At 45.4% G+C, this 12503-nt stretch carries 13 protein-coding genes and 1 riboswitch; of the genes, 2 read left to right on the forward strand and 11 right to left on the reverse strand.

Annotated features, from left to right (window positions below; all coding sequences use genetic code 11):
- Positions 1 to 21 precede the first annotated feature (21 nt).
- From thiE to KNP87_RS10330, 5 genes are all read right to left on the reverse strand, one after another.
- On the reverse strand, positions 22 to 660 hold the full coding sequence (gene thiE / locus KNP87_RS10310) for a thiamine phosphate synthase (RefSeq protein WP_214721590.1): 639 nt from the start codon (positions 658 to 660) through the stop codon (positions 22 to 24).
- Positions 650 to 1420 (reverse strand): hydroxyethylthiazole kinase, encoded by a 771-nt coding sequence (gene thiM / locus KNP87_RS10315; protein ID WP_214721591.1) that lies wholly within the window; start codon positions 1418 to 1420, stop codon positions 650 to 652. The genes thiE and thiM overlap by 11 nt, the downstream gene beginning before the upstream one ends.
- Positions 1404 to 2210, reverse strand: coding sequence for a bifunctional hydroxymethylpyrimidine kinase/phosphomethylpyrimidine kinase (gene thiD / locus KNP87_RS10320; protein WP_026833885.1), 807 nt, complete (start codon positions 2208 to 2210; stop codon positions 1404 to 1406). Before thiD ends, thiM begins: the two co-directional genes overlap by 17 nt.
- Positions 2211 to 2336: 126 nt before the next feature.
- Positions 2337 to 2447: riboswitch (TPP riboswitch) on the reverse strand.
- Between the two features lie 59 nt (positions 2448 to 2506).
- Complete coding sequence (locus KNP87_RS10325) at positions 2507 to 3799, reverse strand: murein hydrolase activator EnvC family protein (RefSeq protein WP_214721592.1); 1293 nt, start codon at positions 3797 to 3799, stop codon at positions 2507 to 2509.
- A 207-nt stretch (positions 3800 to 4006) separates the two neighbouring features.
- Positions 4007 to 5446, reverse strand: a complete 1440-nt coding sequence (locus KNP87_RS10330; protein ID WP_214721593.1) for a murein hydrolase activator EnvC family protein — start codon at positions 5444 to 5446, stop codon at positions 4007 to 4009.
- Between the two features lie 255 nt (positions 5447 to 5701).
- Here KNP87_RS10330 and KNP87_RS10335 point away from each other — a divergent pair, with 255 nt between their 5' ends.
- Positions 5702 to 6109, forward strand: coding sequence for a VOC family protein (locus KNP87_RS10335; RefSeq protein WP_119923689.1), 408 nt, complete (start codon positions 5702 to 5704; stop codon positions 6107 to 6109).
- 56 nt (positions 6110 to 6165) lie between these two features.
- On the opposite strand, the gene KNP87_RS10340 is transcribed toward KNP87_RS10335, so the two are convergent.
- The 6 genes from KNP87_RS10340 to KNP87_RS10365 all read right to left on the reverse strand — a co-directional run bounded on the left by KNP87_RS10340 (position 6166) and on the right by KNP87_RS10365 (position 10769).
- Positions 6166 to 6678: a type 1 glutamine amidotransferase domain-containing protein gene (locus KNP87_RS10340; protein ID WP_214721594.1), complete on the reverse strand. Its 513-nt coding sequence runs from the start codon at positions 6676 to 6678 to the stop codon at positions 6166 to 6168.
- Between the two features lie 30 nt (positions 6679 to 6708).
- Entirely contained in the window at positions 6709 to 6879 is a 171-nt protein-coding gene (locus KNP87_RS10345) for a hypothetical protein (RefSeq protein ID WP_214721595.1), read from the reverse strand.
- Positions 6880 to 6907: 28 nt separating this feature from the next.
- A complete protein-coding gene (locus tag KNP87_RS10350; RefSeq protein WP_214721596.1) occupies positions 6908 to 7348 on the reverse strand; it encodes an Ohr family peroxiredoxin in 441 nt (146 codons plus the stop codon).
- Positions 7349 to 7490: 142 nt separating this feature from the next.
- Positions 7491 to 8876 (reverse strand): hemolysin family protein, encoded by a 1386-nt coding sequence (locus tag KNP87_RS10355; protein ID WP_026833891.1) that lies wholly within the window; start codon positions 8874 to 8876, stop codon positions 7491 to 7493.
- Between the two features lie 142 nt (positions 8877 to 9018).
- The gene (locus KNP87_RS10360; protein ID WP_026833892.1) at positions 9019 to 9501 is read right to left on the reverse strand and encodes a DUF456 domain-containing protein; all 483 of its coding nucleotides are present in this window, start codon (positions 9499 to 9501) and stop codon (positions 9019 to 9021) included.
- 62 nt (positions 9502 to 9563) lie between these two features.
- Positions 9564 to 10769 carry a DUF2254 domain-containing protein gene (locus KNP87_RS10365; protein WP_214721597.1) on the reverse strand — a complete coding sequence of 402 codons (1206 nt, stop codon included), beginning with the start codon at positions 10767 to 10769 and terminating at the stop codon, positions 9564 to 9566.
- Between the two features lie 196 nt (positions 10770 to 10965).
- Between KNP87_RS10365 and KNP87_RS10370 the strand changes: the two genes are divergently transcribed.
- Entirely contained in the window at positions 10966 to 12450 is a 1485-nt protein-coding gene (locus KNP87_RS10370) for an aldehyde dehydrogenase family protein (protein ID WP_081776051.1), read from the forward strand.
- Positions 12451 to 12503 lie beyond the last annotated feature (53 nt).

Below are 12503 nucleotides of genomic sequence, written 5' to 3' on the forward strand. Positions count from 1 at the left end.
GTACATCACCTCTTCAGGTGATTATACCCTGTCTGAAACGCTCTGATGCACCTGTTTGGCGGCTTCTTTAAATTCTCTTGTCGCCCGTTCGACATCCGGTTGGGCAAATAATGCGGAGACGACGGCAAATCCATCCACTGCCGCCCCTACTTCTGAAATATTTTCCAGCGTGATGCCACCGATCCCGACCAACGGAAGCTCAACCGCTTGCCGGATTGCATGCAATGTCTCTTTCGACATGAACGTCGCGTCGTTTTTAGTTGCAGTCGGGAAAAGCGAACCGACACCAAGATAATCCGCCCCGTTTTGTTCAGCCGAGATGGCTTGTTCGACTGTCGAGACCGAGACACCGATTGTAGCGGTCGGCAAGAGTCGACGGGCTTCGGATAACGGAATATCTTCCTGCCCGATGTGCAGTCCTGCCTGCACGAGCTGCGCGATATCAATCCGGTCGTTGATGATAAGCGGAACCCTGTACCGGTCCGCGAGTATTTTCAGTTGAGCGGCCGCTTCTAGAAATTCCTTTCCGGAGGCTTCTTTTTCCCGCAATTGAACAATCGTCGCCCCGCCCTTGATCGTCGCTTCCACTGCTTCGACCAGTCGGGATCTGGATTGAAGACGCGGATCCGTCACGGCATACACTAAATAATCAGGCTTCATTAAAGTGCACCTCCCGGAGTGTCTCCTCTGTCATCAAGCTGACGGCATTAAACAAACCGGTCCGAAAATCGCCGATTCCTTTTTTCTCATCCGCCTGCTCTCCGGCTTTCCCCATCAAATAGGTTCCTAAAGCAGCAGCTTCAAAACGTGCATAACCGGCCCCTAACAGCGTCGCAATCAAAGAAGCTGTCATACATCCCGTCCCCGTCACTTGACCCAGCCGTTTCGTTCCGACATCAAGATGAAGCTCGTGCTGTCCGTCCGTCACGAAGTCAACCGGTCCTGTGACCACGATGACTTGATTGGATTCGGCTGCAAACGCCCGGACTGCATGAAAATCCAGCGATTCTCCTTCGGCGACGTCGACTCCCTTTGTTGTCGTCGCCTGCCCAAGTAACGTTTTGATTTCTGAAGCATTTCCTTTAATCACCGTAAATTGAATCTGTTGCATCAGTTCCTTCATAAAATCCGTTCGTAAAGTAGTCGCACCTGCTCCGACTGGATCTAAAATGACCGGTTTTCCTAAACGGTTGGCGGTTTTCCCTGCCAACAATTGCGCCTCGCGCATCGCAGGACTCAACGTCCCTGTGTTGATCACGACGGCATCGGCAAGTGCCACCATCTCTTCAACTTCTAACAAATCGTCCGCCATGACAGGAGATCCGCCGAGTGCAAGTGTCATATTGGCACAATCATTAATGGTCACGGTATTCGTTAAATGATGGATCAATGGTTTTTTTTCCTCAATGGTTCGTAACATGATTTTCCCTCCAGAATTCATAAAAGTGATGAGTCGGTCCAATCCCGTGACCAAGCGCAAAACCATGACGAATCGCTTCCGTCACGTACCGCTTGGCATGGGCTACACTGTCGGTAAGCGAGTCTCCTAATGCAAGGCGTGCTGCAATCGCTGCGGACAACGTACACCCTGTCCCGTGTGTATGCAGACGATCCAGACGCTCCTGCTCAAAGAAATGGTGTTGACCTTGTGTATATAAAAGATCCGTGGCTTGCTGCCCTTCCAAATGTCCGCCTTTCAGCAAAACAGAGTCCACCCGTTGTTTAGACAGCTCAATTGTGGCCTGCCGCATTTCCTCGATCGATTGAACCGGGTAACCGATCATCCGCTCGATTTCCGGAATATTGGGTGTCACGAGTGTCGCGAGCGGTAACAGTTCCTCCATCAATGCCTGCTTCGCATCCGTCTGCAGTAAATCGTGCCCGCCTTTCGCGACCATGACCGGATCTAAAATGATCGGAACTCGGCAGTGTTTGAGTTGTTGCGCGATGACGTGGATGGTTTCTTGATTCGAGACCATCCCGATTTTGACGGCATCCACACGAATATCTGAAAAAATCGAGGTGAGTTGTGCCTCGACGAGCGCCGGCGACACATCTTCAACCGCCTGGACCCCTAACGTATTTTGGGCAGTGATTGCTGTAATGACACTCATACCGTAGACACCAAGGGCGGAGAATGTTTTTAAATCTGCCTGAATTCCCGCTCCACCACCGGAATCAGATCCTGCAATCGTCAGTACATGTTTCATATCGTTTCCTCACTTTCGTGTGAGCAAATCTAAGGAGAGAAAACGGACGACAAAACAAAAAGCGCCGTCCGCTGTAAAAAAGCAGACGACGCCATGAACGACCGGTTACACCGGACGATACTTTCATGTCTTCGATCTCAACTTTCCTACGCTGGTATTATCCAGTTCAGGTGACAGGGTCGAAAACAGAATGGTTTTCCTCTCAGCCGGACTCCTCCAGCTCCCCTAGTTGCTCGTAATAATATTCTTTTTCACTGTAGCACAGCCATAAAAAAAAAACGAGCCGAAGCCCGTTTTTAGAAATATCCGAGAGGATTGACCGTATTCGCCGGTCCTGTCGCACTATACTGGTATCCACCAACATGTAACTCAAAGTGAAGGTGTGGACCTGTCGAATTTCCTGTGCTTCCAAGTGTTCCGAGTGATTGTCCTTGTGATACGGTTTGACCCGCCCCGACGGATAACGAATTCATATGCGCATAAACCGTCGTATACACTTGTCCATCCAGGAAGTGTGAAATCATGACATGATTTCCGTATGGTCCGCCACTTCCGGCTGTAATGACCGTTCCTGCTGCTGCTGCGCGAATCGGCGAACCGACAGGACCACTGATGTCGACTCCATTATGGAATGTATACCCATTTACACCACTTGCTGGTCCGAAGCCTTGTGAGACACCACCTGCTGCCGGTCGAATAAACTTCGCCGATCCAGCAGGCACACTGACGACCGGTGCAGGACTGTCTGCTTTTCCAGTCGACTTACGTGTCGTGTCAGCCGCTGTTTTTGAGGCTTGTTCAGCTGCTGCTTGTTCAGCCGCCGCTTGTTCAGCCGCCGCTTTTTCTGCCGCTGCTTTCGCTGCGGCTTTCGCTGCCGCAATGGCACGTTCTTGTGCTTCCAGTGTCGCTTGTAATTCTTTTGCATCGAGTAGCTCTGTCGTAAATTTCACTTTCCCTTTACGCAGCTTTTTCAACGTTGCACTTCGCTCTTTCATCTGCTGTTTGAGCTGTTTCTTTTGAACGAGCAGAGCTTCTTTTTCTTGAACACGTTCTGCTTTTTTCGTAACAAGTTCAGCTTTTGCTTCAGCTAATTTTTCTTGTGTTTCCAAATACGACACGATCATCTTATCATCTTGTTCAGCGATCTTTTTTCCTGCCATGACACGACTGAACAGGTCCCCTAAGTTTTTTGAACCAAAAATGACTTCTTCCCATTTAATTGAATTCCCATCATTTTCTTGAAGAACCCGTAACCGATCTCCTAGCAATTCCTCTTGCTTGGCTAACATTTCTTCATAACGAATAATCTCTTGTTCAAGATCTTCGATTTGCACATTCAACTGACGAATTTGCTTATTTTTTTCCGAAATCCGGAAGATGTTTTCATTAATCGCAGCATCAATCTTGTTAATTTCTTGTTGTTCGCTGGATATTTTAGCTTCCTGTTTTTTGATGGCTTTTTCCAGCTTGCGCTGTTCTGCTGCATTTTGCGATTTTTTCTCTTTAATCGTCGCAGCATGTCCTGAAATCGGTACACTTGTAAACAGTAATGTTCCGAATAATACCGTTGAAAGTAATTTTTTTAACATGTATGGTTTCCTCACTTATGTATAATTTCTTATTTGAAAAGCATTTAATTCGAAGTATTTCTCTCTGAGATTGATTATAGCACCGCGATAGTTTCAGTAACGTTTCATTTGTGTTTCAAGTGAAAACGTTTTTTTGTCATATTAACGTCTGACAGCAAACCGCATAAAAAAAGAAACCCTTGCCGAAGCAAGGATTTCTGTGAATTTTTATAACATAGACATTGGATTAACTGTATTTGCTGGACCGGAAGCACTGTAGCTGTATCCACCTACGTGAATCTCGAAGTGCAGGTGAGGACCTGTTGAATTCCCTGTGCTACCAAGGGCTCCAATTTGTTCCCCTTGACTGACACGTTGTCCTGCACGAGCATTTAATGAACTCATATGGGCATACACTGTCGTATACGTTTTTCCATTTAACTGGTGTGCGATCATGACGTGGTTTCCGTATGGTCCACCACTTGATGCTGTAATGACAGTCCCCGTTGCTGCTGCAACGATTGGTGTTCCGACTGGTGCACCAAAGTCAATTCCGTTGTGGAACGAGTAGCCGTTTGAACCATTCGCTGAACCATATCCTTGTGTGATTGATCCACTTGTTGGATGAATGAACAGAGAAGATGATGATGGAGCAGGTGCCGGTTCCGGTGTCGGTGCTGGCGTTGCTTTTGGTACTGTTACGGCTGGTGCAGATTGTTTCGTTGAATTTGTCGCAGGTGCCGACGATTTCTGATTCGCTTTAGCTTCAGCTGCTGCTTTTGCTGCCGCTGCTTCAGCCGCCTGTTGCTCTGCCGCCGCTTGTTCTGCTGCCGCTTGTGCCGCTTGAGCTTCCGCACGTGCTTTGGCTTCCCGTGCTGCTTGAGCTTGACGTTCCTTCTCGATTCGCGCTTCACGTTCGCGTGCTGCTTTTTCCGCTGCAATCGCTTGTTCCTGTGCAATCAAGATTTGTTGAACTTCTTTAGCGTCCATCAATTGTGTTTCAAATTTCTTTTTCTGTTTTCTGAGTTCTTTCAAACGTTGGTTACGTTCTTTGATTTGTTGTTCAAGTTCTGCTTGTTGACGTTTCAGTTCTTGTTTTTCTGTCACTAGTTTTGCTTTTTTATCCTTTAGCTCTTGTTGAGCAGCTGCTAATTTTTTCTGCGTGTTTTGGTAATCAGTGATCATCTTATCATCTTGTTGTGAAATCGATTTTCCTGCCAAAACACGGCTGACGAGATCGCCTACGTCTTTAGAACCGAAGATGACTTCTTCCCATTTAATTGAGTTTCCGTCATTTTCCTGCATGACGCGTAAACGGTCACCCAATAATTTTTCTTGTTTTTTCAGTTTTGCTTTATACTTCTCGATCTGTTTTCCCAGTTCAACAATTTCAGCTTCCGTTGCTTTGATCTGACGATCTTTTGCTTCAACGGCAAACATTTTTTCGTTTAATGCTTGATCTAAACGATTCACTTCTTGTTGTGTTTTTGAGATTTTTTGACCTTCTTGATTAACGGAGGATTCTAACTTTTTCTGAGTTTTAGAGTTTTCTTGTTGCTTTTGTTCGTTTTTGGCTTTTTGTTCACTTAAATCATCTGCTGATGCAAAATGAGGAGTTGATGAAAGGACAAGTGCGGAAACGATGAGCGACGCGAACGTTTTTTTCATGTAGTAATCCCTCTTTTTCTGTGTAGTTTATATAAATAATTCGATAGTTTTATTTAAATTTCATAATAGTTTTTAAAAATTATAAGAACGTTTTTGATTATAGCATTCATTTTACCTCTATTATATTTCAGTGATATGTCAATTTTAATAAGTTCTCTTTTCGGGTCTTGGTAATATCTAGATTGGTTCCTCGTCGTTGCGTGTTGTGGAAGAGTTTGACACACTAAGACTATGGAAGTAAAGGAGGAACTAGTTATGCATTTAGATCATACCGGTATTGCCGTTCGCGACATGCAAGAAGCCATTACGTTTTATACTACTATCTTAGGCGGGACATTGATTCGTGAATACTCGAACCCAACTCCAGGTGTTGCCTCAAATATCGCTGTCATCGCCTTTGAGGATGCCCACATCGAACTGTTGACACCAACAAGTCCTGAAAGCCCGATTGCCCGATTCTTAAAACAACGTGGAAAAGGGGTTCACCATATCGCTTATCGCGTTGATGATTTAGATCAAGCCATTCAAGAAGCCAAGGAACGCGGGATTACGTTCTTAGAAGATACGTATCGAACGACACCACTCGGACGACGACTGATTTATATGGATCCCCGTCATTCTCATGGTGTGATCACAGAGCTGTGCGATTATCCGGAAAACTAAAAAAACGAGCGTCTAGACTTTTTAAGGTCTAGACGCTCGTTTTGTTTGAACATTTTTTAAGACAATTTTGCTAACATTTCACGGTTAAACGCTGGGATGTCGTCCGGTTGACGACTGGACACGAAGTTATCGTCGACAACGACTTCTTCGTCTTCAAACGTTACGCCCGCATTCTCCAAGTCAACTCGAATCGATTTATAGCCTGTCATTTTACGTCCCTTGACGATTTTTGCGTTAATCATCAATTGTGGACCATGACAGATCGAGAAGATTGGCTTTTTCGATGAATCAAATTCTTCCGTAAATGTGACGAAACGATCGTCTTCACGGAGTAGATCCGGTGAAAAACCACCCGGAATCAATAATGCGTCAAAGTCTGAAGAAGAAGTCTCATCAATGGTTACATCAACTGTGACTTTTGCTTCCTCTTGTTTCCCGACTAATTCTGCACCTTTTTCTGTTCCGATGACTGTCACTTCATGCCCCGCTTCTTTTAAGGCATCGACAGGTCCAGTGAATTCGACATCTTCAAAATGATCGGCAAGTACGACTGCTACTTTTTTACTCATTTTATCCATCCCCCAAAAGTAATCGTTAAATTATTTGTCAATGCCACGATCTCTAGGTGATACCGGATCGTCTGGCATCTGATCTTTCCCCTTCAACACTTCTTCTTGTTGTTCAGGAGAAAGCTCCTGCTCCTTGTCCGTCAAACGTTTTCGTTCGTCTTCGAACTTCTCATTTGGTCGATCGGTTTCTTTTGGAGCCATTTTGCTTTCCTCCCTCTTCAAGACAAAATCAGTTGCCTAAGGACTCTACTACTTTTACCGATAAGTCAACATCAATGTTGCCGCGTGTTGCTTTTGAGTAAGGGCAAAACTGGTGTGTTTTCTCGAGTAAATCTTTTGCTTCTTCTTCTGTTACTCCAACCACTTCAACGACAAGTTTCGCTGCGATTTTTACGCCGCCCGCTTCTTCGTCCTCGATGAGGCTGACTTCAGAATTCGTACGTGTTTCTACTCGCTTTTTATCTTGACGTGCCATTAAGTTAAAGGCTCCATCAAAACAAGCCGCATATCCGGCCGCAAATAATTGTTCCGGATTCGATGTTGGTATATTTTCTTTGCCTTTTGTACCAGGCATTACGAGATCTAAATTAATTACGTTATCGTCAGAGGCGACCTTTCCATCGCGTCCCCCTACTGCAGTTGCGCGTGAAGTAAGAATTGTTTTCGTCATGAATAAGAACCCCTTTATCAGCTAATTTTTAGTAGCATGTTTTGGCCACATAAACAGTAATACCACTGTCAGCATGAGAATAAACAATCAAATATCTTGAAGCGAACAAAAAAGGCTACGCATGCGCGCAACCTTTTTTTGTTCAGACGATGTCTTCCGTCACCGGTTCTTTCTCCGGTAATTGGAGATAAATCGATTTCACCTGATGATTGTCGACCTCCATCACTTTGACCGTATGGTTTTTGTAACGGAACTCCTGTCCACTTGATACTTCCGTATCTTGTGCCATCACCCATCCACCGATCGTATCGATATCTTCTTCCTCGATTCCGAGATTAAAACGTTCGTTTAAATCATCAATCAAGACACGACCAGAAATCCGATACAACCGTTCATGGATCTGTTCGATGTCGGCTTTTTCATCTTTGTCAAATTCATCCCGGATTTCGCCGACGATTTCTTCCAGTATATCTTCCATCGTGATGACACCGGCTGTCCCACCGTACTCATCGATGACAAGAGCCATCGGTGTCCGTTCGACTTGCATTTTCAGCATGGCGTCCTGCAATGGGGAGTATTCCGAAACAATCGGTAAATTGTGCACATAATAGCTCAACGCCTTGCCTTTGTTTGCCATATGATCCGTAAACAATTGTTTCGCATTGATGAAGCCAAGAATTTTATCCTTGTCGCCTTCTTCCGCGACAGGATATCGCGTGAACTGATATTCTTCGACCAAGGCGATGATATCCTGCATCGATGCGTCATTTGAAATGGTGATCAAATCCGTCCGTGGCAACATGATGTCCTTTGCGATTCGTTCGTCAAAAGAAAAGATGTTCTGCATGTAAGACAATTCGGTTTGATTGATTTCACCGCTCTTATAGCTTTGTGTCATGATGATTTTGATTTCTTCTTCCGAATGGGCATCTTCATGTCCGGCCGGTTCGACACCAAACAAACGTAAGAATACACGGGCCGATCCGTTTAATAACCAGATGACCGGTTTCATCACTTTACCGAACCAGTAGAGTGGTGGTGCCAGTAACATCGTGATGGCTTCCGTCTTTTGAATCGCCAATGACTTAGGTGCAAGTTCGCCGAGGACGACGTGTAAAAACGTTACGACGGAAAATGCCAAAGTGAACGAAACGACGGTTGAAACGGATTGCGGAAGTTCAATTTCCTTGAAGAGCATCTCAAGAATAGCCCCTACCGTCGATTCGCCTAACCATCCTAAACCAAGTGCCGTCACGGTGATCCCGAGCTGACAGGCAGACAGATAATAGTCGAGGTTCTCCACTAATTTTTTCGCCGTCTTTGCGGTCTTACTGCCTTCTGTGATCAATTGATCGATTCGGGACATCCTCATCTTGACAACCGAAAATTCTGCTGCGACAAAAAATGCGGTCAACACAATTAATAGTGCAATGATCAAAAGCCGAATGATAATCGTTGTTGTATCGAATGTCTCCACTGCGTGTGTACTGTCCAATCGTTTCCCCAAACTAAGGGGATTCACCTCCATTTAATTAAGCCGGCATGCATTATGCCGGTCTTCTCCATCAAAAAGAAGCCTGTTTTAAGTAACAAGCTTCTCTACTTTTTCATATTCATACTATAACGGAACTCTTGCAAAATGTGTACTTGCAGGCAAATCTTCTTTTCGTTTAGACGACGTACATGATAAACACAACAATCATCAACAACATCGCAATCCCTTTCAGTAAAGCACTCGAGAGAATTCCGAGCACCGTTCCGATCCCGATGGAAACCGAATCTTTCCATGTCTTTTTACTGATGATTTTTTCGGTCAAGATGGCAAACACAAACGGGAAAATCAGCAGACCGATTCCCGGGATGATAAACGGTCCTGTAATCAAACCAACGGTCGTTGCAATCTTTGCCGCCTGTGATCCTCCACGCCGGTCGACGGTATACGAGCTGACCAGATAATCCAAGGTAAAGAGCAAGACGATAAACACTGTCTGGATGATCCAAAAGCTGACGGTCAGTTCCGTAAAGCTGAATCCAAATCCGTAAATTAAAAATCCGACGATGAGTAATGGTGCACTTGGTATGACAGGATACACAAGCCCGGCGAAGGCCGCTAAAAAACATAATGCAATTAAAATCCACAATAAGGTCGTCATGCCAATCTCCTACTTTCTGATTTCTTTCCTTTTTCTATTACGTTCAGTGTCTTCTTCAGGTTTCATAAAAGAGCTTTTTCCTGTGCCTGTTCCAGATGTCGACGATCCCACTCATTTAACGCGGACCAGTTCACTTCCGAACAAACAAACGGAATGAATCGGTCAATGCTCGCCTTATGTTCCGGCAGGGCATCCCGTTTCATGATTTCAAGGGCTTCAAGCATCGTCGCAAGGACTGAAATATCTTCTTCACCGTAATGTCTCAGTTGGTAAAACGTCAGATAAAGGAAGTCTGAAAACGCTAATCGATTGACCGTAACAGTCCCTTCTCCGGTCACCAACAAATCCCCGTCCTGCAAGACGGTGTAGCGTCTCAACAAATCTCCGATTTGCCGCAACGCATGACGTGCCGTGTTTGGATCGTTGATACCGGGTGAAATCGCCCGAAGTGCTACTTCCGTCAGCTTTTGGATAACAAATGGAAAGTCCTGTTGAGCTGAGCGAGTCGGTCCGATGATGATTCCCTGTTCCACTTCTTGTTGAGCGGCACTGCCGATGCGCTGTCCTTGTGTGACGTAACTTCCGATCGCAACATCGATTGTCACCCGTTGACCCGATTTCATTACGACATCATAATCGATGGCTTGTAAATAACCCGTTTGCGCGGCTGTCACATAGAAGGGGTAAGACTCTTCCTGACTCGATACCAGTTGATAGTCCCCTTCTTTGATGGCATCGATGTGTTCGGTAATCAGTGTACATCCTTCTTCATGCAGGCGATCGAGTAATGTCGTCACCCTGATCGACTGACTGACGATGTGGACGAAAGCAACAAACGCAATGATGGCAATCAAGACGACGATGACCGCAACAGCCGAGGCAACGACGCTGTCCTTTAGCGAAGGCCGCATGAAAAACAGCATCGTGATCGAATAGGTGACGGTCCCGATAAAAATTCCAAAGATGTGTTGGACTTGCCGGTTCTCAATGAAATTCGGTAAAGTCCGGGGTGAAAATTGGGATGAATAGGTCGTCAGGACAACTAAAATCGTCGAGAACGTGAATGTCATCATCGTCAGTAAGCCCGTAAATACAGCGCTGTGGATGGTTTGTGCCAGCCCGAGTGTTGTTTTCCAATCCTTCGGGAACAGCTCTTTTGCATATAAATCGATGACCAGGACCAACGCGGTCAAAAGCGCTCCCCCCACACCATACAGGAGAGGCCACCACCAATTTGTCTCTCGATACAATAACTTCAACTTCTGCATGCCTCAATCACTCCACTCTTAAATATACCGCTATATTTTTTAATTCCTGTTTCTTCATCTAGTAAAACGTGTTCGATTTATCTTTTTAAAACTTGCCGAGTCAATTCATTTTGTGAAAGTGTAAGTTTGTGTTTTACTTCTCCACATAACGTGAATAACTTAACTGTTATCAAAAACGAATTGGAGATGAATATCCATGCAACAGCAAACAGAATCAACAATCCATACAGATTTCACGAAGATTTTTATTAACGGTCAGTGGCGCAAAGGCGCAAGTGACAGCAATATGACAAACACAAATCCCTTCACAGGTGAAACATTATTTGAGATTTCAGCAGCAAACAACGACGACTTGGATGATGCTTATCAATCTGCGAAAGTCGCGCAAAAAGAGTGGGCGAAAGTTCCGGCATTGAAACGCCAAGGACTCATCGAACAGTTCTTAAAAGTCATGTACGAAGAAAAAGAAACAATCATCGACTGGCTGATCAAAGAATCCGGCAGTACACGGATTAAAGCAGAAGGCGAGTTTCTCGCATCTGTCTTGATCGTTAAAGAAGCCGCCACATTCCCGTTGCGGATGCACGGAGAAATTCGTCCATCTGTCGTTCCGGGCAAAGAAAACCGGATTTACCGGAAAGCACTTGGTGTCATCGGTATCATCAGTCCTTGGAACTTCCCGTTCCACCTCGCCATCCGTTCGATCGCTACGGCTATCGCAATCGGAAACGCGGTCGTCGTTAAACCGGCAACCGATACACCGGTATCAGGCGGCTTGATCTTTGCAAGTCTCTTCGAAAAAGCGGGTCTTCCGAAAGGTGTCTTAAACGTCATCGTCGGTCGCGGATCAGAAATCGGCGATTCCATCGTCGAGCACCCGGTCCCACGTTTGATTTCCTTTACAGGTTCAACGGAAGTGGGCCGCCATATCGGTGAACTGGCCGGGAAACACTTGAAAAAAACTGCTCTTGAACTCGGTGGAAACAACGTCTTCGTCGTTCTTGATGATGCAGATTTAGATCGTGCGGTCGAATCCGCTGTTTACAGCAAATTCTATCACCAAGGTCAAATCTGTATGTCAACGAACCGAATTCTCGTTGCTCAATCGATTCACGATGAATTCGTCGAAAAATATGTCGCTCGAGTCAAAGAACTTCAGTTTGGTGACCCTTCAAACGGTCGGACACAAGTTGGTCCACTGATCAACCAATCGCAAGTTGATCGCATCATGGAAGAAATCGAAAAAACAAAAGCTGCTGGTGCAACAGTTCGTGTCGGCGGTGAAGCAGACGGTAACGTCATCGCACCTACTGTCGTCACTGGTGTTACAAATGATATGCCGCTCGCTAAAAACGAAATCTTCGGACCGGTCGCTGTCATCATTCCATTCAAAGATGATGCAGAAGCACTGGAACTGGCCAACTCACTTCCTTATGGATTAAGTGGTGCTGTTCACGGTTCTTCTATTGAACGGGCAACAGAATTTGCGCTTCAAGTTGAAACAGGCATGATCCACATCAACGATCAGTCGGTTAACGATGAGCCACACATGCCGTTTGGCGGCGAAAAAGATTCTGGGCTTGGCCGCTTTAACGGAGAATGGGTCCTCGAAGAGTTCTCGACGGTACAATGGTTATCTGTCATGCACGAACGCCGTCAATACAAACCATTTTTCGAATAAGATAATCATCTTACGACATGAAGTACGGGTTCTCCCGTACTTCTACATATGAA

The sequence above is a fragment of the Exiguobacterium sp. s192 genome, from assembly GCF_018618795.1.
Classification (GTDB): domain Bacteria; phylum Bacillota; class Bacilli; order Exiguobacteriales; family Exiguobacteriaceae; genus Exiguobacterium_A; species Exiguobacterium_A undae.

Bases quoted from the DNA above. Each gene is read 5' to 3' on its own strand.
- KNP87_RS10360 (WP_026833892.1), bottom strand. From the start codon at position 9,501: ATGACGACCTTATTGTGGATTTTAATTGCATTATGTTTTTTAGCGGCC.
- KNP87_RS10355 (WP_026833891.1), bottom strand. From the start codon at position 8,876: ATGGAGGTGAATCCCCTTAGTTTGGGGAAACGATTGGACAGTACACAC.
- KNP87_RS10325 (WP_214721592.1), bottom strand. From the start codon at position 3,799: ATGTTAAAAAAATTACTTTCAACGGTATTATTCGGAACATTACTGTTT.
- KNP87_RS10345 (WP_214721595.1), bottom strand. From the start codon at position 6,879: ATGGCTCCAAAAGAAACCGATCGACCAAATGAGAAGTTCGAAGACGAA.
- thiD (WP_026833885.1), bottom strand. From the start codon at position 2,210: ATGAAACATGTACTGACGATTGCAGGATCTGATTCCGGTGGTGGAGCG.
- thiM (WP_214721591.1), bottom strand. From the start codon at position 1,420: ATGTTACGAACCATTGAGGAAAAAAAACCATTGATCCATCATTTAACG.
- KNP87_RS10335 (WP_119923689.1), top strand. From the start codon at position 5,702: ATGCATTTAGATCATACCGGTATTGCCGTTCGCGACATGCAAGAAGCC.
- KNP87_RS10365 (WP_214721597.1), bottom strand. From the start codon at position 10,769: ATGCAGAAGTTGAAGTTATTGTATCGAGAGACAAATTGGTGGTGGCCT.
- KNP87_RS10330 (WP_214721593.1), bottom strand. From the start codon at position 5,446: ATGAAAAAAACGTTCGCGTCGCTCATCGTTTCCGCACTTGTCCTTTCA.
- KNP87_RS10340 (WP_214721594.1), bottom strand. From the start codon at position 6,678: ATGAGTAAAAAAGTAGCAGTCGTACTTGCCGATCATTTTGAAGATGTC.
- KNP87_RS10350 (WP_214721596.1), bottom strand. From the start codon at position 7,348: ATGACGAAAACAATTCTTACTTCACGCGCAACTGCAGTAGGGGGACGC.
- thiE (WP_214721590.1), bottom strand. From the start codon at position 660: ATGAAGCCTGATTATTTAGTGTATGCCGTGACGGATCCGCGTCTTCAA.
- KNP87_RS10370 (WP_081776051.1), top strand. From the start codon at position 10,966: ATGCAACAGCAAACAGAATCAACAATCCATACAGATTTCACGAAGATT.